Below are 19,070 nucleotides of genomic sequence, written 5' to 3'. Positions count from 1 at the left end.
GTTAGTGCGGCTGACACTACCGACAGCGGCAAGAGGACGGCAACTTCGCTAGGTGCGACAGCCAGTTCCTAAGCAAGCCACTGCGATTTTCGGACAGTAAGCAAACCTCCGAAAATTCGTAAATGAAATAGGCTCTGCGCGAAACTTCCTACGTCATGGGTCGCCCAATACTCGATTAGCGCGCGGCACACCGATAGCATCGAGACAGTAACAGTCAAACTTTCAGGAGCTTATTTCCATGTCCCATAAGGTCAAAGCCGTCATTTCGCGCGCTAAGGACGCACCCGTAGAGGTCGTCGATATCATCGTTCCGGATCCAGGTCCCGGAGAAGTAGTTGTCGATGTGCTCACCACCGGTGTCTGCCACACCGACCTGCACTACAAGCTCGGCGGGATTGGCGACGAGTACCCGTACCTGCTGGGCCACGAGTCCACTGCAGTAGTCAGCCAGATCGGCGAGAACGTCACCAATGTCAAGGTCGGCGACCGCGTGATCCTGAACTGGCGTGCAGTCTGCGGCCAGTGCCGCGCTTGCGCCAAGGGCGAGCCGAAGTACTGCTTCAACACCTTCAATGCCACCCAGAAGATGACCCTGGAAGATGGCACCGAGCTTTCCCCGGCGCTGGGCATCGGGTCCTTCGCCGAAAAGACCCTGGTCCACTCCGGCCAGTGCACCATCGTGGATGAAGAAGCCGACCCGGCCGCAGTAGGCCTGCTCGGTTGCGGTGTCATGGCCGGCATCGGGGCAGCGATCAATACCGGCGAGATCAAGCGCGGCGAGTCCGTCGCAGTGATCGGTTGCGGTGGCGTGGGCGCTGCTGCCATCGCCGGCGCGCAGCTGGCCGGCGCAACCACCATCATCGCGGTGGACGTGAACCCGGACAAGCTGGAAGGCGCCAAGAAGTTCGGCGCCACCCACACCGTGGATTCCTCCAAGGTCGACGCCGTGGAAGCCATCCAGGCGCTGACCGGCGGCTTCGGCGCCGACGTCGTCATCGACGCGGTGGGCCGCCCGGAAACCTACAAGCAGGCCTTCTACGCCCGCGATCTTGCTGGCCGCGTCGTATTGGTAGGCGTGCCAACTCCGGAGATGAAGCTCGAGCTGCCGCTGCTCGATGTCTTCGGCCGCGGCGGCTCGCTGAAGAGCTCGTGGTACGGCGACTGCCTGCCGAGCCACGACTTCCCGATGCTCGTCGAGCAGTACAAGCTCGGCCGCCTGGATCTGGATGCCTTTGTCACCGAACGCATCACGATCGATGAAATCGAAGACGCGTTCACCAAGATGCATGAAGGCACCGTGCTTCGTTCGGTGGTGGAGCTCTAGTGGCCGCCCGCATCGAGAACGTCGTCACTTCCGGCACCTTCTCCCTGGATGGCGGGACGTGGGATGTCGATAACAACGTCTGGATCGTCGGCGATGATTCCGAGGTGATGGTCATCGACCCGGCACATGATGTAGCCAAGATCCGCGAAGCTGTGGGCGATCGAGAAGTCATGGCCGTGCTGCTTACCCACGGGCACGATGACCACATCCGTGCGGCTGGCGAATTCGCCGACGCCGTGGATGCACCGCTGTTCTTGAACCCGGAAGACCGCATGCTCTGGGAAGCTGTCTACCCCGAGCGCGATGTGGACGCAGAAATCAGCGAAGGCGATTCATTCACCATCGCCGGCACCACGCTGACCGCCCTGCACACCCCGGGGCACTCTCCGGGCTCAACCTGCTTCTACGCTGAAGACCTCGGTGTACTGTTCAGCGGTGACACCCTGTTCAACGGCGGCCCGGGGGCTACCGGTCGCAGCTACTCCAGCTTCGAGACGATCGTCGAGTCGATCCGCACCAAGCTGCTGGTCCTGCCAGCTGAAACCGTGGTCAATACCGGCCACGGCGATGCCACCTCCATCGGTGCAGAAGCGCCGAACCTGGATGAATGGATCAAGCGCGGTCACTAAGCACCACGCATCGAGCGGCAGCAGGCCTTTAGAGCCGGCTGCCGCTCGTGTTTAAAGTTGATGCGCAAAACATCTGGTGATGGCAAGATTAAATACATGCCTTCAGATAAACGCTACAAGTCCGCCACTGCCTTATTCCTGGGCGCAGCAGTATTCATCATCGTCGGCATCGTCGTGCTGTGGTGGGACAGTCAACAAGAAGTAGTTTTCTACTCTGGATCCTATGTACCGCTGGTCGAAGACTCTGAAACCTACTTCGGCCCGGGTCCCGCCGAAGTTCTCGGTTGGGTGCTGGCTTTGCTCGGCGTTGGCGCGCTGGGGGTTGCCGGCGGCTTATCGCTTCGCCAGCTCGCTCGGTTCAAGGCCTGGTTCCTGATCGCCGGGCTGTTGTTGGCAGCAGGTGGCATCGGAGCACTGCTATGGGACTACAACCAGGTTCGAACCTTCGGCTGGTTCGCCTATGCCCCGCTGAGCGAAGCAGCATTCGTTCCTGACAGCGCAGCCCACGTCATGGGCGAGCTGGGACTTGTGGCAGGAACCCTGCTGGCCGGCAGCTACCTGGGGTTCCGGCTCGGGTCCAAGCCCAGCGGCTCAGCCATCCGCGGCTAAAACAGCGAGTTGCTGTGCGCCGCAATCAGCTCCGGCGAATTATTGCGCACATTGCCAACAGCGGTATCGACCTCATGCATGGTCCATTGGGAAGCCACATCGAAAGCTTCGGCGCGAATCTGCTCGATCAGCCCTTCACCGTCTTCCTCGGCAGGGTTCATCCACCGGCCCATCATCTCCTTGCCCAACGGAATGGGCAGGCGATCATGCAGGCCCGCAAGTTCGCCGAGCACCCCGGGCTCTTCCGCCGAAGGCGAATCCATGGTCATGATCGAGGTGGAAAGAATCCAGGACCCGTCCTGGTCCTTCCACCATTCGTAGAGGCCGGCGAAGAAGGTCAGCTTTCCATCCTCGCGATGCACGTAGAAGGGGCGCTTTTTGCTGCCTTCCTTTTTCCATTCGTAATACCCTTCCACCGGGACGACGGCACGGCGCTTCTTCACCGCCGAACGGAAGGTCGGCTTGGTGCTGGCCGTCTCGCTGCGCGCATTGAAGGCGCGCACCCCGACCGCCAGCTCCTTGGCCCATCCTGGCACCAGCCCCCACCGTGCTACATGGATCTGGCGGTGCAGCTCATCGTCGATCAGCCGCTCGAGCACAACCGGCACGTCGGTAGTCGGAGCAACGTTCCAGGACTGGCGCAGTTCCAGATTGGCGTCCGCTTCCGCCTCGGCCTCTGCCACCAGATCGCCGATGGCTTTGGCCATCACATATCGTCCGCACATCGCCTACCCCTTAGAACCGGCATCAAGGAAAATCTGCTCCCCAGTCTAGCGAGCGGAGCAAAAGAATCCAGCGAACTTTTTCTACCCCTCCGGGAACAAAGTAAACATCATTGCCGTTACACCATGTATGAGCAACGAATTGAACCTTGACCAGTACGTTCCCGCTGCCGGCGGAGTCACCATGTTCACCACCAGCTGGTGCGGCTACTGCCGCAACCTCAAGCGCCTGATGGACCAGAAGGGTGTCGCATACACCGAGGTGAATATCGAAGAAGTCGAAGGTACCGCAGAGATCGTCGAGGCGTTCAACAACGGCAACCAAACCGTGCCAACCCTGATCTTCCCGGACGGCACCGCAGCCACCAACCCGCGCATTGACGAGGTTGTTGAGCGAGTCGGCGCCTAGATCCGGCCGCGAACCAAAATCGGCACCCGCATCGGGTGCCGATTCTTTTTTAAGCTGTGCTAGATGCCTTGCAGCGTGGCGTGCTCGCTATATTCGTCGAGCAGCGCTGAAATAAATGCTTCGGTGGTGACAGCGGCGAGCAGATCATTAGCCGCGCCTACCGTCGTGGGATCCATTGGAATGCCCATTGCTTGGTAGACCCCATCGAGGACTTGCCGCAATGGCGCGGAATCCTCGACAACAAAGACCGAAGAGAACAGCCATGCCCCGGAAACCACACGCTGAGCTGTGCCTACCAGCTTCACTGGATAGTTGCGCGGCGATTTCCCATCAGGGAGGCCATGCACCGAATGATCTCCCGGGCAATACTCCCCCGGGATTGGCCCGACTTGCGCATTCACGCCAAGGCGCTGGAAAGCGTTGGCATACACCCGCGCGAAGACCTCGAAGCGATTCTGCTGGCGCATCACCGCCTCGGCTTCGGGCTCAATATGATCAACGATCAATGTACCCCGGTGATACGCGGCGGCCCGGCCTCCAGCTTTGCGCACCAAAGGAGCAAAGCCTTGCTGCTGCGCTACGTCACGAGCCGCCTCATAGCCCTCTAGCCGCACATCGCGCTGGCCGAAGGCCAGGGTCGGGTCCGGACGATAGAGCCGTAGCAGCGCGCCGCTTTCGCCAGATTGGACGCTGCGCAGCAGTTGCACTCCACGTTCTAGGTCAGCAGCCGGGTCTCCGCTAGGATTTTCGATTTCCACAGATAACGGCGCATCTGACTGGGGGTTCCACAAACTCATAAATCTGAGTCTAATTCAGCAATTCGCTCCAGGCGGAGTAGATGTCACAGCATCCGATTGCCGATGGCCGAGGTTTCTGGGCCATAATAAAAGGCGTGCCAAATTCTTCTACCCCTGTCATCCTGATCGGCGGACCGTCCGGCTCCGGCAAGTCCTATCTCGCGTCGAAATTCGGCCGACCCCACCTGCCGCTGGACGAGTTCTACCGCCAGATCAGCGAAGACGGGAATCCCGTTGATTTCCCCCGTACCGATTACGGCGAAATCGATTGGGACAATTCGGCTACCTGGAATCAGGAAGCCGCACTGCAGGCTATCGATGATTTGCTCCACCACGGTACCACTCTGGTCCCCAACTACTCGATCACGACCTCGAGCTACAACGGGCATCGTGAAATCGCTTGCGCAGACGGGCCGATTGTCGCCGAAGGCATCTTCCTCTACGAAATCCTTGATCCGCTGCGCGCCAAGGGCATTAACGTCCAAGCGTATTACGTCGACGAACCTGCATTGGTAACTGCTCTTCGACGGTTCGTGCGCGATGTAGCACAGCGCCGGAAACCGGTCCTGTTCTTGGTCAAGCGCGGCTATGCACTTTTCCGGGCCCACGGTGCAGACCGGGAAAAGTACCGCCAGCGCCAGTTCACGCTGAAGTCCAAGCCAGAGCTCAAGAAGCTGCTGGCCAAGCTTTCAACCGGCGCATCGAGCTAGCGCGAACGGACCGTCAGGATCTGTTCAGCACGGCCGAAAGGGCCTGCTTCATCGTGCAATACCGTTGAGGTCAGGCCGATGCCGTCTGTGCCGAAGCTCTGCTGGACATCCAGGCCCAGCCACTTGCCCTCGGGCTTGCGGTACATGTGGATCTGCAGATCCACGTTCGGGTAGATCCAGGTTCCTTCCCCCGGATCCACGCGCGGCACCACACCGTTTGCCGTGTCGATCATTCCCACCAAGCTGGACAACGCTGTGGCGTCTCCTGTGTCGACGAGGTCATGAGGAGTACGCAGCCACGCAAAACCTCGACCCGGCCGCAGCTCATCATTGGCGCGCATCTCGATGGATTTGATGTAGCCGCCGGGCCACTGCTCACTGATTTCGCGCACCACGCAGGCCTCTGGGCCTGGGATTTCCTTGTCTTCAACCCCTGCAACAGCACTGGTGTCACCCGTAATCACCCGCCATGCGCGCGCAACGATGCTGGTGCGGCCCTTGGCCGTCATTTCGGCCTCGATCAATTCGATCGTCCGGCCGGGACGGACCATTCGCGTTGAGATCTCGAATTCTCCGGCGTGAATAAGGCCATGGATCTCATAGCTGATCCGTGCGATGCGCATGTCTTCACGAGGCTGGAAATTTTCCAAGGCGTAGGCCAAGATTCCAGAGGCAGGACCCATGTGCTGCTCCTGGGGATTCCACGCACCTTGGGAATGCCACGACGATCGATAGCGACCTTCACCGAGTGCTTCGAAATAGAAATTGCCATCAGCTAGGACCTGTTCAAGCTCCTCGTTGAGCTGGTGCGTCATCGTTGCCCTCCTGGCATCGCAGTGTTCAATACTCTGCCCTCAGGTTATCCAAGAGTAATTGAAATCACTAAACTAGCTGGCTGTGTCGTGCTCATGGGCTCGTTGGCCTGCATGATCCATGATTCCGAGCACCTCGGCAATGCCATTGACCGCCCACAGGGCATGAGGAGTCATTGTGTCGAACTGCGCAGATTGCCCCGCCTTCACGTGATAGGTGCGATCTCCTAGCTTTAGCTGGATTTCTCCGAGGAGCACTGTGAACCATTCCTTGCCCGGATGAATACGCAGCTCGGTGGGAGCAGGCACCTGCGAAGGGTCGAAACGCATTTTCGACACATTCACCCCGTTAACTGCGTCATCGGTGGACAGCTTCCACATGGTTATCCCGGGCATCGAAATCGGCTCCGGGCGGATAATAATCTCGGCTTCAGAGGTCGATACGAGCTCATCCAAGCTGGTACTCAGTGCCTTGGCTATTGGAACCAGCTGGTCAAGGGCAATACGCCGGCCTCCCGTTTCGATCCTGCTGAGCGTGGAAACGCTCAGGGAAGCCTTGCTCGCCAACGATTCCAACGACCAGCCTAGGTTCTGCCGCAACGTTCTTATGCGCTGGCGGATGACTTGGTCAACTTCAAATTCTTGCGTCATGCGCAAAACGGTACACCCCACAGCGCAAAACGTCGATACCGTGGACACAACATCACAAATAGCAGGGAGAGGAATCATGGAACATTTCGAAGCGATCATTATCGGCGGCGGCAGTGCCGGGCTCGCGGCCGCAGTCACATTGGGCCGCTCACGGCGTACCGTCCTGGTCATCGACGAGGGAAATCCGCGAAACGCGGCAGCGCAGCATGCCCACAACGTTCTGGGAAACGAGGGCATCAACCCGCTGGACCTCCTGGCCCGCGGACGGCAGGAAGCGATTGGCTATGGTGCGCGAATCATCGAAGGCGGGGTGGAGAACCTCACCGGTTCGCTGGACACCGGATTCAGCGTCTCTGCTGCAGGGAATACCTTTAGTGCCGAAAGAATCGTGCTGGCAACGGGCCTCATTGATGATTTGCCGTCGATTCCGGGGCTGGCCCAAGCATGGGGTGATACCGCGATCCATTGCGCATACTGCCACGGCTGGGAAGTGCGTGACCAGGAGATCCTGGTACTCGGAATCGGCCCCATGAGCACGCACCAAGCAATGATGTTCAGCCATCTCAGCTCGAAGATCACCTTCGTCAACCACACCCCGGATGCATTGAATAATGAAAATCGCGCGACACTTGCCGCATTGGGAATACCGGTGGTTGAGCAGCCAGTGAAAGCAATCGATTTCGATACCCAAGGGACTCTGGATTCAGTCACACTGGCAGACGGCCAGAAGATCAGCGCTCAAGCTCTGGTCGTTGCAAGCCGAATGAACGCACAAGCCTCGCTCTATCTCAAGCTCGGCGGACAGCTTGCCGAGCACCCGCTTGGCACCTTCATCCAGGTCAATGAAATGGGTGCCACAGCCCTGCCAGGGGTTTATGCGGCAGGGAATGCCAGCAACCTAGGTGCGATGGTCATGGCAGCAGCCGCAGCCGGAACGATCGCCGGAGCAGCCATAAATGCGGATCTGCTCGGAAATCAGCTAGCTAAGGTCCAGGCGCAAGCGAATCCGTAACTGCTGGCTCTACCCCTTCGGGCACCGGCCCAAACGGGGTAGAGCCAGGGCCGCAGGGTGAGCATGAAAATAGCCCGCATCAATTTTCCGGAAAAATAATATTTACTAAAACACTAGTCAACAGGCAAATAACGAATGTCGATGCAACGATTTGCATTGCCAAAACGCCCAAGTATCACGCATCACGCCCCACGGACCAGCGATCAATGGTACGCTTGATTTGTTACCTCAACGGTTGCAGGTGTGAGTCCCCGCCAGTAATTGTTAGCAGTAGGATTTGTAGCACAGCCAACAAATCGTCTGTGCTTTACAAATCGGTTCATCGATCTTCAGATCGAATGAGCTCCTATCGAAACGAATTCTTCATCTTCTCTTCTTCACTGCAGATAAAACATCTCGACGACTCCGTACGTCACTTTTCTGTGGATTCCTTGTTCTACTCCGCTAGCGTGGGGTCATTACCCGTTAGCAGCCTGGAATCCGACGATGTTTAAGCAAGTGCAGCGACCCCCGTTTTGGCCGATACCGGCAAAATCAGTATTCGATTCTCCGTATCGACGGCAGGCGAATCGTTCTCGGCAGCTCTGCGCGAGGTAACCCCTAAATTTTCCGATTCGGAACTTCGGATCGGCAACCAGGCCACATCGTGGCCAATCAATAAATAAGGATATAACACTATGGCCACTGGCACCGTGAAATGGTTCAACGCTGAAAAGGGCTTCGGCTTCATCGCTCCTTCGGATGGATCGGCTGACGTCTTCGCACACTACAGCGCAATCCAGAGCTTCGGTTTCCGTAGCCTCGAAGAGGGCCAGACTGTTGAGTACACCCTGGAAGCTGGTCCAAAGGGCCCACAGGCAACCAACATCCAGGCTCGCTAAGAGACTTTCTTCAAAGGTGTAGTTCCCCGCAAGGTTGGAACTGCACCTTTGTTGCTTTTAACCGGTTCTTAGCTGCAGGCTTCGACCGGAGGACGTTCCCGAAGAACCCCAACGCCAAGCAATCTACCTGGCAGTTCCGTCTGCTTCGGGGGCAAGCGGAAAGCAGCAGCTATCGGCATCGGCAGCCGGAATTCAGCTCGGAATTCGACTATCAACTGCACGGGCTAGTAGATTGCGGAAACTCCACTGTGGCGCCACGGCAATGAATCGAAAAGGGAGCTGCATTCGCGACAGGTTGGGAACGGTTACCGGCGATCCGTTGGAGACCGGACTACTTGCCTGGGTAACTTTGCTGAACCCGATTCTTCGAATTCGCCCACCAGTCCCAGTTCATCGAGCACGTACAAAGTTGACGGACAGATGGTGCCACCGCGAAAGTCCCTGAGGAACTCACCGTGCTTGCCATAAACCGCTACTGGCACACCGCTGCGAGCAAGCATTAAACCGGCGGCCATTCCAGCCGGCCCTCCCCCAACTTTGATTCACTGCCTTCTGCCTGCCATGAATATGCTCTCCTTCATTTGAAATGCCTATTACCGAATTGGATTCGCAGCCTACTCGTGAACAGTTCCAGCGCTATTAGACTTCATATTCACAGCGATCATGAACATCGCGAAAATCAACAGCACCACGGCCAGTCCGCGGAACCCTACAGCTGCCAAAATTGGGCCAGCGGTGAAACCGCCAAGCACACCAGCCAGATTCATGCAGAGGTCCGACGTGCCCTGCAACTTCGGACGTTCGGCAAGGCCAACTGATCCAGTAATCATCGTTGCGCCTGCAACCGTCGACGCCGACCAACCGAGGCCTAGGCTAAGCAACGCCAAAGTTGTCACGGTATGGTTCTCTGCATTGCTCCATACCAAGATGCTTGCAGTAACTAGCAACGCCTGCCCGGTAAAGATGACCGTTCGTGGACCTAGCATATCTGTGAGCCAGCCAAAGACTGGTGAGAGCGCATACATCCCCGCAACATGGACCGAAATGGTGATCCCGATGAGCGTGAGGCTTGCCCCTTGATGCTGCATGTGAATTGGAGTCATCGACATCATGGACACCATATAAAGATGAGTCAAGGCGACGGTAAGCACGGCATGCCTGGCAGCAGAAGTGTTTCTTAGGATGCTCCAGCCGCGGCGGCGAAGCTGAACCTCACTCGCTTGGGCAGCCGCCTGACGCTGTGCGATCTGCAACGGATCGGGACGCAAGCCCAGCCAATAAACAAGAACCCCTACCAGCTGGGCGCACATCGCAATAAGAAAGCCACCGGTAAACGGTGGAAGGCTAATGAACTGCGCTAGCTCTTCTCCAGGTTCAAATAAATTCGGGCCGATGACTGCACCCGCAGTTGTTGACCACACAACCAGGGAAAGGTCACGGCCTCGAGTAGCCGTGGTGGACAAGTCGGTGGCGGCGAATCGAGATTGGAGGTTCATTGCCGAACCTGTTCCCAGAACCAGCATTCCAAGCAGCAGCAACGGCCAGTATCTCAGAAAAGCTGCGGCAATGATGACGACAACACCGCTGGCTGCCAGCAATGCGCCGGTCGACAGCGAAATACGCCGGCCGAACTTCTGGGCAAGCAATGCCAAAGGCAACGCCATGATGGCAGCACCTAAAGTATTCATGGTCGCGGCCATGCCAGCCAATGCATCGAGTCCGGAAATGCTTACGATCAGCAGCGACCCCAAAGTCAGGGTTGCGCCACCGCCTAGACCTCCAAGAATTTGTCCCGCAGCGAGGACGGAAATCGACTTGCGTCGAATCCGCTGAATCTGCTGGTCGTCCAATGAACGCTGTTCATCCGAAGTGGATTCGATCTGCACATTGACTCCCCCGCATTTATAGCTACCTGTACTGTCTAAGTATCTACTATTTATCTCCGAGCGTTGATTGCGCCGCTGTGCATAACTATGGACCCACCGAAGCTGGGCTATAGCCGGAGTGGTCGCATCCCCATGAATTTCCAATTCAATGGGCTAGGTAACTCACCTTGATTGCGGATCCGCATCTTTCGACGCTCGAATAATACTGGCGTATCGCTCTGCCGGGTCAGCAGACAGTCCCACTTTAAGTTCACGGTTCACATCAACAGCGAACACCTCTGCGGCTCCGGATTGGAGTCCATCTCGCGGTCTTCAGACCCCAGTTTGGCTGAGCCGTCGGCGAAGGCGCAAAATTTCGGACCCGTATGTGAGATCGGTCCTCTCGAATAGGGCAACGGCGACGCATGCTTCTGTGGAAGCATACCGAGATTGCTATTACGCCTACTCAAGTTACTCGTTTTCACGAATCGCTGCCGCAGGCAGCTTACCTTTCGCTGCCTCAAGACCACTGCCTCCAAAGCTCAAAATACGTGCCTTGTCCGGCGCAGTCTCGATCGTTTCCATGACGTGCACCGCGAAGAGCGCCACTTGAGCTTCAAATGGTTCCAGTTGAGGCCAGAACTCTTCGCCACCAGATTGAACCGCGTGATTGAGCACTTCTTCGAAAGTGCAGTCGAATGCATATAGCTCTTGGGAGTCCGCATACCGCAAGAATACGTATCCATCTTCAGCAGGAGGCACAATAAAGACCTCGCCAAGCCCCGATAATTGGTGTTTCAATCGCTCCAGTTTGCCTGACAAGCTAGGCATTTGGACCCCCATTCTTGCTTTGGCAGAGAACCATAATGATGCAGCGATCTGATTATTCGGCCGCCGTGCTGAGGTCGCTCTCTTCTGCTTTTGTGGCCGAAGGAGTTTTTGCCGTAAGAGGCTGGACTCGCGTGGATGCTAGTCAAACCCCATTGCTCACGATACCTGCGAAATCTCGCCAGTTCGCGTTCATCTGCGGTTGCGGGCCAGGTTGCTTCCGCCCAAGCCATAATTCCCCGCGATCTGGCGGTTGTCCTTGACTCAATGGGGATACTGCGAGAACGAACTCCAGATTTCATAACCGCTGCTCACCGCGCAAACGGGACATTTGTCCACGCACCGGGTTCGCACGTGATAACTATTGGCGGTTCCAACACCACAGGAGCCCCAAGTTCTTGCTCGGTACACCGCTGACGTACCGTTAGCCCAGCCGGATACGTCAAGTTCGGAACTGTTTAAATGCCAGCAGGCCCGGACTCTGCATGAGTCCAGGCCTGCTGGCCATCACCAATTAGGCTGAAGATTTTCTAGATTAGAAATCCCAGTCTTCGTCTTCGGTGTTCACTGCCTTGCCGATCACGTACGACGAACCGGAGCCGGAGAAGAAGTCGTGGTTCTCATCAGCGTTCGGGCTCAACGCAGCCAAAATCGCTGGCGACACGTCGGTCACGGTCGACGGGAACATTGCCTCATAGCCCAGGTTCATCAGCGCCTTGTTGGCGTTGTAGTGCAAGAACTTCTTGACGTCCTCGGACAGGCCTACCGGATCATAGAGATCGTGGGTGTACTGGACTTCATTTTCGTACAGTTCATACATCAGCTCGAAGGTGTAGTCCTTCAGCTCCTGCTTGCGCTCCTCGGTCTCGTTTTCCAGACCCTTCTGGAACTTGTATCCGATGTAGTAACCGTGAACAGCTTCGTCGCGGATGATCAGGCGGATCAGGTCTGCAGTGTTGGTCAGCTTCGCATGCGAGGACCAGTGCATTGGCAGGTAGAAGCCCGAGTAGAACAAGAACGATTCGAGCAGGGTCGAAGCAATCTTGCGCTTCAGTGGATCTTCGCCGTGGTAGTAGCTCTCAATGATCTGAGCCTTCTTCTGCAGGTTCACATTTTCAGTGGACCAGCGGAAGGCTTCGTCGATTTCCTTGGTCGATGCCAAGGTCGAGAAGATCGAGGAGTAGCTCTTTGCGTGTACCGATTCCATGAAGGCAATGTTGGTGTACACGGCTTCTTCGTGTGGGGTGATCGCATCTGGAATCAGCGAAACAGCGCCAACGGTGCCCTGCAAGGTATCAAGCAGGGTCAGACCGGTGAAGACGCGCATGGTCAGCAGCTTCTCGTCTTCGGTCAGGGTTCCCCACGACTGGATGTCGTTGGACAGCGGCACCTTCTCCGGCAGCCAGAAGTTATTGACGAGACGGTTCCAGACCTCTACGTCCTTGTCGTCCTGGATACGGTTCCAGTTGATTGCCTCAACCTTGTTGGTGAGCTGAATCTTCTCGGTCATTGCCCCTCATCGAAAAGCTAAATCGTATTAAGAACTTTGCTTACAACTCTACCGTTCTTTCGAACGCCACCTGTACAGCAAGGCCCCAAGTTATTGTCAGATCGCTGACACGATCTGAGGTCGTTTTGATATGCAACAGCTGCCGTTGGACGAAACCATGCGGCAGCTGTTGCGTGATGCCATTGCCCGGCTAACCGGTCAATGGATCAAGGTCTTACAGTGCGCAGGAAACGCAGCCTTCAACCTCGGTGCCTTCCAGCGCAAGCTGGCGAAGGCGGATGTAGTACAGGCTCTTGATGCCCTTGCGCCATGCGTAGATCTGAGCCTTGTTGATGTCACGGGTGGTGACAGTGTCCTTGAAGAACAAGGTCAGCGACAGGCCCTGGTCTACGTGCTGGGTTGCGGCAGCGTAGGTGTCAATGATCTTCTCGTAGCCGATTTCGTAAGCGTCTTCGTAGAAGTCGATGTTCTCGTTGTTCATGTAAGGAGCCGGGTAGTAAACGCGGCCGATCTTACCTTCCTTGCGGATCTCGATCTTCGCTGCGACCGGGTGGATCGAGGAAGTCGAGTTGTTGATGTACGAGATCGAACCGGTGGGAGGAACTGCCTGCAAGTTCTGGTTGTAGATGCCGTGCTCCATGACAGAAGCCTTCAGCGCCTTCCAGTCTTCCTGGGTAGGAATCTGCATGCCGTCGAACAGCTCGCGGACGCGCTCGGTAGCTGGAACCCATTCCTGCTCGGTGTACTTGTCGAAGAATTCACCCGAGGCGTACTTCGAGTTCTCGAAGTTATCGAAGGTCTCGCCGCGCTCCATGGCGATCTTGTTCGATGCAGTCAGTGCATGGAACAGGATCGTGTAGAAGTAGATATTCGTGAAGTCGATGCCTTCTTCGGAGCCGTAGTAGATGTGCTCGCGGGCCAGGAAGCCGTGCAGGTTCATCTGGCCCAGGCCGATGGCGTGCGACTTGCTGTTGCCGTCAGCAATCGAAGGAACCGAGGCGATGTAGGACATGTCCGAGACTGCGCTCAGGGCACGGATGGCGATGTCTACCGAGGTAGCCAGATCCTTGCCGTCCATGGCCTTGGCGATGTTCATCGAACCGAGGTTGCAGGAGATGTCCTTGCCGACGGTCTTGTAGCTCAGGTCGTCAGAGAACTCCGAAGCGGAGGAAACCTGGAGGATTTCCGAGCACAGGTTCGACATGGTGATGCGGCCGGCAATCGGGTTGGCCTTGTTCACGGTGTCTTCGAACATGATGTACGGGTAACCGGACTCGAACTGGATCTCGGCCAGGGTCTGGAAGAACTCGCGGGCGCTGATCTTCGTCTTCTTGATCCGAGCGTCGTCTACCATCTCGTAGTACTTCTCGGTGACGGAGATTTCGCTGAACGGTACGCCATAGACGCGCTCGACGTCGTACGGGCTGAACAGGTACATGTCTTCGTTCTTGCGAGCCAGCTCGAAGGTGACATCCGGAATAACAACACCCAAGGACAGGGTCTTGATACGGATCTTCTCATCAGCGTTTTCGCGCTTGGTGTCCAAGAAGCGGTAGATATCCGGGTGGTGTGCGTTCAGGTAAACGGCACCTGCGCCCTGGCGTGCACCGAGCTGGTTTGCATAGGAGAAGGAATCTTCAAGAAGCTTCATCACCGGGATGACGCCGGAAGACTGGTTCTCGATCTGCTTGATCGGCGCACCGTGCTCACGCAGGTTGGTCAGCGACAGGGCAACGCCACCTCCGCGCTTGGACAGCTGAAGCGACGAGTTGACTGCGCGGGCAATCGATTCCATGTTGTCTTCGATGCGCAGCAGGAAGCAGGAGACGAGTTCGCCACGCTGTGCTTTGCCGGCGTTCAGGAAGGTTGGGGTGGCAGGCTGGAAGCGGCCTTCAATGATTTCATCGACCAGGTGCATGGCCAGCTTTTCATCGCCACGTGCCAGGTGCAGGGCAACCATGCATACGCGGTCTTCGTAGCGTTCCAGGTAGCGCTTGCCATCGAAGGTCTTCAGCGTGTACGAGGTGTAGAACTTGAAGGCGCCCAAGAAGGTTTCGAAACGGAACTTCTTGCCGAAGGCGTGCTTGAACAAATCCCGGATGAAGTTCATCGAGTACTGATCGAGGGTTTCACGCTCGTAGTACTCGTGCTTGACCAGATATTCAAGCTTCTCATCGAGGTCATGGAAGAACACGGTGTTGTTGTTCACGTGGTCCAAGAAGTACTGGCGAGCCGCGTAGCGGTCCACCTCAAACTGGATCTTTCCATCTGGTCCGTAAAGGTTCAGCATGGCGTTGAGGTCGTTGTAGCTCAAGCCCTGGAACTGGGCTGGGAGCTCCTTTGAGCTATTCATCGTTGCTGCCGGTTCTGCGACGCTGGTGTCCAAAAGGTTTCAAGCCCTTCTTTGACGTTGAGAACGTCTTCTGAGGTTCCCATAATTTCGAATGTGTAAAGCACGGGTACGTTGCATTTCTCGGCAATGCGTTTTGCCGCAATGCAGTAGTACTCGCCAAAGTTTGTGTTCCCTGCACCGATCACGCCGCGAAGATTCACGCGGTTCGCTTCATGCCGCAGGAACTTCATGATCTGCGGCATGATCGAGCGCTTGCCACGCTCTCCGCCATAAGTGGGTATGAGCAGCACGTATGGTGCAGTTGAGATCAGCTGCGGTTCGGTCGCATAGACCGGAATCCGTGCGGCATCCATCTCAAGTTTGTCCACGAAACGCTTGGTGTTCTCCGAAACAGATGAAAAATAGATCAGTTTCGAATCGGTGAGTTCCAGCGGTTCCTGGGCCTCAGCATGTTGCCTATCGGCAAGCGCTGCAGGTGACATTGCTTTTCGCCTCCACTACAAGCTAGCGGATGGAATTCTTGATTAGTTGGCTGGAGCCAGCAGCTCGATCTTGTCTGGGCGGAAGCCCGACCAGTGATCGTCATCGGTGATTACGACAGGTGCCTGCATGTAGCCCAAGCCACGAACGTGCTCCAAGGCTGCCGCATCCTGAGAGATGTCTACCTTGTTGTACTCGACACCCTTCTTATCCAGCGCGCGGTACGTAGCGTTGCACTGAACGCAGGAAGGCTTCGTGTAAACCGTGATGGCCATGTCCCTGATCCCCTTTAAAAAGTCTTTGTTTCGGCTAAGATCCCGGATTTTCGGAAAAGTCCTAGCCATCCTCTCGGATGCCTCAAAACCACTGTTTCGAGGTGCTTCTGGTGCGAGCCGCACCGACGGGTTCAATACTACATCTTGTGTTTGGCGGGTCAAGCGGCCACAACATGATGTATTACAAGTATGTCATTCATCCACGGCAACGTCCACAGGAACTGTGGATATTAACCCCCGATTAAACCGCGATTTCTCGCGGACTCGAGACCTTTGTCCACAGGTTGGCAGAAGTCCGCTGTGGGTTAAAAATTCTTCTTGTGAGATGTTCGTCGGCGTGTTCTGCACCCTCCATGTAGTTCGGGGTACACGGTGTGCACCACTACATGTAGTGTCGCCCCTGGCACCCACAGTTTGGCCGACGCACGACCGGCTGTGGAGAACGCGCAGCAAGGGCAGCTGGCGATTTGCCAGCTGCCCTTGCAACGAAGCTCAGTGGCGACGCAGAAGCGTCTTAGGCCGGGTAGGCGCGGGCACCGAAGATTCCCTGGCCTACACGCACGACGGTGGCCCCCTCGGCGATGGCCAGCTCGTAGTCGCCGCTCATGCCCATGGACAGGTGCTGGAAGCTTTCAGGAGCATCCTGTTGCAATTGGTCACGGGTTTCGCGCAGCAACGCAAAGCTGCCACGGATGGATGCTTCGTCCTTGGTATTTGCGGCCATGGTCATCAAGCCCACTGGTGTCAAGCGATCCAGCGGCGCCAAGCCGCCAAGCAAGTCCGCTGCCCCGGCAGCTTCGATGCCTGATTTGCTTTCCTCGCCGGAGGTATTGACCTGGATGAAGACTTCAAGCGTCCGATCCTCTGCCTCCAAACGGCGTTGCAGGGTCTGTGCCAGTTTCAGCGAGTCCAAGGCATGGAATTCATCAGCGAACTTCGCCACGAACTTCGCCTTGTTGGTCTGCAAGGGACCGATAATCGCATAACGCAGGTGCGGGAAATCCTCGCAGAAGTGCTCGTACTTGCCTTGGGCCTCTTGGACCTTGTTCTCCCCCAGCGTGTCCACACCGGCAGCAATGGCCAATGCCAAGCGATCGAAATCGATGGTTTTGGTGACCGGCAGCAGCCGAACCGAGCCAGCGTCGCGGCCGGCGGCCAGCGCCGCCGCGGCGATCTTCTGGTTGACAGCAGCCAGGTTGCGGGTGAAATCCTCGATGGTGGCCGCGTGGGTAGCGGCAGGTTGCGAAGCCAAAGCGCCAACTTTCTTGATGTCACAAACGTGTTGCTGGTGCCAAGGGCACCAGCAACAAGCATAGGCATAAAAGGGCTAGAACAATTGCCGCCAATTGGTTTTAGCCAGATTCAGCAGCTCGTCGCCACGCCCGGAGAGCACGGTGCGTATGGCATACAAGGCAAATCCCTTGGCTTGTTCCAACTTGATTTCCGGTGGCATCGACATCTCCTGGCGGTCGGTCACTACATCCAGCAGCGCAGGACCGTCATGGGCCAGGAATTCTTGCACCGTGGCTTCAAGCTGCGCCGAATCATCTACCCGGTAGCCCTTGAGCCCCGAGGCGGTAGCCACGGCCCCGAAGTCGGGGTTGTGCAGATCGGTGGCGTAGGTGACGAACCCGGCGGCCTTCATTTCCAGTTCCACGAAATTCAGCGAGGAGTTGTTGAACACCACGATCTTGATCGGCAGCTTGTTCTGCGTGGCGGTCAGCAGCTCACCGAGCATCATGGCCAATCCGCCGTCCCCGGCGAAGGCGATAACCTGGCGCTGCCGGTCAATTGCCTGGGCGCCCAGGGCATGGCACAGTGCGTTGGCCATGGAACCGTGGTTGAAGGAGCCGAGCACCCGTCGCTTGCCGGTCATGGTCAGGTAGCGGGCCGCCCAAATCACCGGGGATCCCACATCGGCGGTGAAAATCGCATCCTCATCTGCGTGCTGGTCGATCAGCCGGGCCAGATACTGCGGATGGATTGCAGCACCCGGCTTGGAGGGCGTGGCGAGCTCGTCGAGCTTCGTACGGGTCTTGCGGTAATGCTCCACCGCTGTCTCCAGGTGCTTGCGGTGGGTCTGCACCGGCAGCAGCGCATCCAGAGCCGCCGCGGTGTCCTTCACGGTGCCCACCAGCGGGATGTCCACCCGGGTGCGCTTGCCGATCTGCTCGCCGCGGATATCCACCTGGATGATGATCGCGTCCTGCGGGTAGAACTGCTGGTAGGGGAAGTCGGTGCCCAGCATCAGGAGCACGTCGCATTCGGCAATCGCCTTGGCGCCCGAAGCGAAACCCAGCAGGCCCGTCATGCCCACATCGAAGGGGTTCTCGTACTCGATATGCTCCTTGCCTCGCATCGCATGCACGATCGGCGCCCCGAGCTTGCCAGCCAACGCGATCACCTCGTCATGAGCTCCTGCCACGCCCGCACCAGCCAGAATGGTGACCTTGCGCGAGCCTTCGAGGATCTCTGCGGTACGCTCCAGCTCGTCTTCATTGGGCAGCACCCGCGGGTTGGTCTTGGTGATTTCCTGGGTGGGCGTGCGTTCCATCTCCGCCAACGCGACATCGCCGGAAATCACCAGTACTGCCACGCCGCGCTTCTCGATGGCCTCGCGCATCGCAATGCGCAGCATGCGCGGCATCTGTTTGGGGTCGGAAACCTGTTCGGCATAGACCGAGCAGCCACGGAAGACTTCCACTGGGTGGGTCTCCTGGAAGTAGTTGGAACCGATCTCCTCGGTAGGGATGTGCGCTGCAATCGCCAGCACCGGCACGCGCGAGCGGTTCGCGTCGTACAGCCCGTTGATCAGGTGCAGGTTCCCCGGACCGCAAGAGCCGACGCATACCGTCAGCTCTCCGGTGATTCCGGCTTCGGCCGCCGCGGCGAAGGCAGCGGCTTCCTCATGGCGGTGGTGGACCCATTCGATCCGCCCGTTCTCCCGCAATGAATCGGTCAAGCCGTTCAGGGAATCCCCCGGAAGGCCGTAAATCCGGCGCACTCCCTGGGTATCGAGCTGTTCAATCAGGTGGTCGGCTACGGTAGGCAAAACATTCCTCCTGCACACAATTTTCCAGTGGGTCTATTCTTCACCCTACTGCGCCAGCCACCTTGTGTCATGGGTTTTTGACGCTGCCGCAGGTTCCTCCCAACACACCGGCAGGTGGCGCACGCAACGAGCGCAAATTACGGGGCAACGC

The 19,070-nt window shown here is 57.4% G+C and carries 20 protein-coding genes; 7 read left to right on the top strand and 13 right to left on the bottom strand.

Translation table 11 applies throughout. The features are described from left to right. Positions 1–238 precede the first annotated feature (238 nt). The 3 genes from EDF61_RS03715 (at position 239) to EDF61_RS03705 (ending at position 2,562) form a co-directional block, all read left to right on the top strand. Positions 239–1,324: an S-(hydroxymethyl)mycothiol dehydrogenase gene (locus tag EDF61_RS03715; protein WP_133833306.1), complete on the top strand. Its 1,086-nt coding sequence runs from the start codon at positions 239–241 to the stop codon at positions 1,322–1,324. Further along, positions 1,324–1,953, top strand: coding sequence for an MBL fold metallo-hydrolase (locus tag EDF61_RS03710; protein WP_105658255.1), 630 nt, complete (start codon positions 1,324–1,326; stop codon positions 1,951–1,953). The genes EDF61_RS03715 and EDF61_RS03710 overlap by 1 nt, the downstream gene beginning before the upstream one ends. Before the next feature lie 96 nt (positions 1,954–2,049). Next, positions 2,050–2,562, top strand: coding sequence for a hypothetical protein (locus tag EDF61_RS03705; protein ID WP_133833305.1), 513 nt, complete (start codon positions 2,050–2,052; stop codon positions 2,560–2,562). Here EDF61_RS03705 and EDF61_RS03700 read toward each other — a convergent pair. Further along, positions 2,559–3,287 carry an SOS response-associated peptidase gene (locus tag EDF61_RS03700; RefSeq protein ID WP_133833304.1) on the bottom strand — a complete coding sequence of 243 codons (729 nt, stop codon included), beginning with the start codon at positions 3,285–3,287 and terminating at the stop codon, positions 2,559–2,561. The genes EDF61_RS03705 and EDF61_RS03700 overlap by 4 nt on opposite strands. A 127-nt stretch (positions 3,288–3,414) precedes the next feature. Between EDF61_RS03700 and EDF61_RS03695 the strand changes: the two genes are divergently transcribed. Next, entirely contained in the window at positions 3,415–3,693 is a 279-nt protein-coding gene (locus EDF61_RS03695; protein WP_105661390.1) for a glutaredoxin domain-containing protein, read from the top strand. Between the two features lie 59 nt (positions 3,694–3,752). On the opposite strand, the gene EDF61_RS03690 is transcribed toward EDF61_RS03695, so the two are convergent. Continuing rightward, the gene (locus tag EDF61_RS03690; protein WP_105658251.1) at positions 3,753–4,490 is read right to left on the bottom strand and encodes a lipoate--protein ligase family protein; all 738 of its coding nucleotides are present in this window, start codon (positions 4,488–4,490) and stop codon (positions 3,753–3,755) included. A 95-nt stretch (positions 4,491–4,585) separates the two neighbouring features. On the opposite strand from EDF61_RS03690, the gene EDF61_RS03685 reads away from it, so the two are divergent. Beyond that, the gene (locus tag EDF61_RS03685; RefSeq protein WP_105661392.1) at positions 4,586–5,200 is read left to right on the top strand and encodes a uridine kinase family protein; all 615 of its coding nucleotides are present in this window, start codon (positions 4,586–4,588) and stop codon (positions 5,198–5,200) included. On the opposite strand, the gene EDF61_RS03680 is transcribed toward EDF61_RS03685, so the two are convergent. Further along, positions 5,197–6,015, bottom strand: coding sequence for a thioesterase family protein (locus tag EDF61_RS03680; RefSeq protein WP_133833303.1), 819 nt, complete (start codon positions 6,013–6,015; stop codon positions 5,197–5,199). The genes EDF61_RS03685 and EDF61_RS03680 overlap by 4 nt on opposite strands. A gap of 72 nt (positions 6,016–6,087) precedes the next feature. Beyond that, complete coding sequence (locus tag EDF61_RS03675; protein WP_133833302.1) at positions 6,088–6,663, bottom strand: helix-turn-helix domain-containing protein; 576 nt, start codon at positions 6,661–6,663, stop codon at positions 6,088–6,090. Between the two features lie 76 nt (positions 6,664–6,739). Between EDF61_RS03675 and EDF61_RS03670 the strand changes: the two genes are divergently transcribed. Both EDF61_RS03670 and EDF61_RS03665 read left to right on the top strand, forming a co-directional pair. Then, entirely contained in the window at positions 6,740–7,675 is a 936-nt protein-coding gene (locus EDF61_RS03670) for an NAD(P)/FAD-dependent oxidoreductase (RefSeq protein ID WP_133833301.1), read from the top strand. Between the two features lie 677 nt (positions 7,676–8,352). After that, complete coding sequence (locus EDF61_RS03665; RefSeq protein ID WP_013349123.1) at positions 8,353–8,556, top strand: cold-shock protein; 204 nt, start codon at positions 8,353–8,355, stop codon at positions 8,554–8,556. Positions 8,557–8,861: 305 nt separating this feature from the next. On the opposite strand, the gene EDF61_RS03660 is transcribed toward EDF61_RS03665, so the two are convergent. From EDF61_RS03660 to poxB, 9 genes are all read right to left on the bottom strand, one after another. After that, positions 8,862–9,098: an FAD-dependent monooxygenase gene (locus EDF61_RS03660; RefSeq protein WP_286172115.1), complete on the bottom strand. Its 237-nt coding sequence runs from the start codon at positions 9,096–9,098 to the stop codon at positions 8,862–8,864. Positions 9,099–9,170: 72 nt separating this feature from the next. Then, complete coding sequence (locus EDF61_RS03655; protein WP_133833299.1) at positions 9,171–10,442, bottom strand: MFS transporter; 1,272 nt, start codon at positions 10,440–10,442, stop codon at positions 9,171–9,173. Between the two features lie 450 nt (positions 10,443–10,892). Next, the gene (locus EDF61_RS03650; RefSeq protein WP_133833298.1) at positions 10,893–11,252 is read right to left on the bottom strand and encodes a hypothetical protein; all 360 of its coding nucleotides are present in this window, start codon (positions 11,250–11,252) and stop codon (positions 10,893–10,895) included. A gap of 532 nt (positions 11,253–11,784) precedes the next feature. Then, entirely contained in the window at positions 11,785–12,759 is a 975-nt protein-coding gene (gene nrdF, locus EDF61_RS03645; RefSeq protein WP_105658533.1) for a class 1b ribonucleoside-diphosphate reductase subunit beta, read from the bottom strand. Between the two features lie 214 nt (positions 12,760–12,973). Next, positions 12,974–15,112 (bottom strand): class 1b ribonucleoside-diphosphate reductase subunit alpha, encoded by a 2,139-nt coding sequence (nrdE, locus tag EDF61_RS03640; RefSeq protein WP_105661397.1) that lies wholly within the window; start codon positions 15,110–15,112, stop codon positions 12,974–12,976. Then, positions 15,109–15,594: a class Ib ribonucleoside-diphosphate reductase assembly flavoprotein NrdI gene (gene nrdI, locus EDF61_RS03635; protein WP_105661398.1), complete on the bottom strand. Its 486-nt coding sequence runs from the start codon at positions 15,592–15,594 to the stop codon at positions 15,109–15,111. The genes nrdE and nrdI overlap by 4 nt, the downstream gene beginning before the upstream one ends. Positions 15,595–15,636: 42 nt before the next feature. Next, the gene (gene nrdH / locus EDF61_RS03630) at positions 15,637–15,867 is read right to left on the bottom strand and encodes a glutaredoxin-like protein NrdH (protein WP_013349130.1); all 231 of its coding nucleotides are present in this window, start codon (positions 15,865–15,867) and stop codon (positions 15,637–15,639) included. A gap of 514 nt (positions 15,868–16,381) precedes the next feature. Beyond that, entirely contained in the window at positions 16,382–17,119 is a 738-nt protein-coding gene (locus tag EDF61_RS03625) for a YggS family pyridoxal phosphate-dependent enzyme (protein ID WP_133833297.1), read from the bottom strand. A gap of 75 nt (positions 17,120–17,194) precedes the next feature. Continuing rightward, a complete protein-coding gene (gene poxB / locus EDF61_RS03620) occupies positions 17,195–18,919 on the bottom strand; it encodes a ubiquinone-dependent pyruvate dehydrogenase (RefSeq protein WP_133833296.1) in 1,725 nt (574 codons plus the stop codon). Between the last annotated feature and the right edge of the window lie 151 nt (positions 18,920–19,070).

Origin of the sequence: Arthrobacter sp. JUb115 (assembly GCF_004365035.1) — a bacterium.
Classification (GTDB): Bacteria; Actinomycetota; Actinomycetes; order Actinomycetales; family Micrococcaceae; genus Glutamicibacter.
This window is presented reverse-complemented; position numbering and strand designations above follow the sequence as displayed.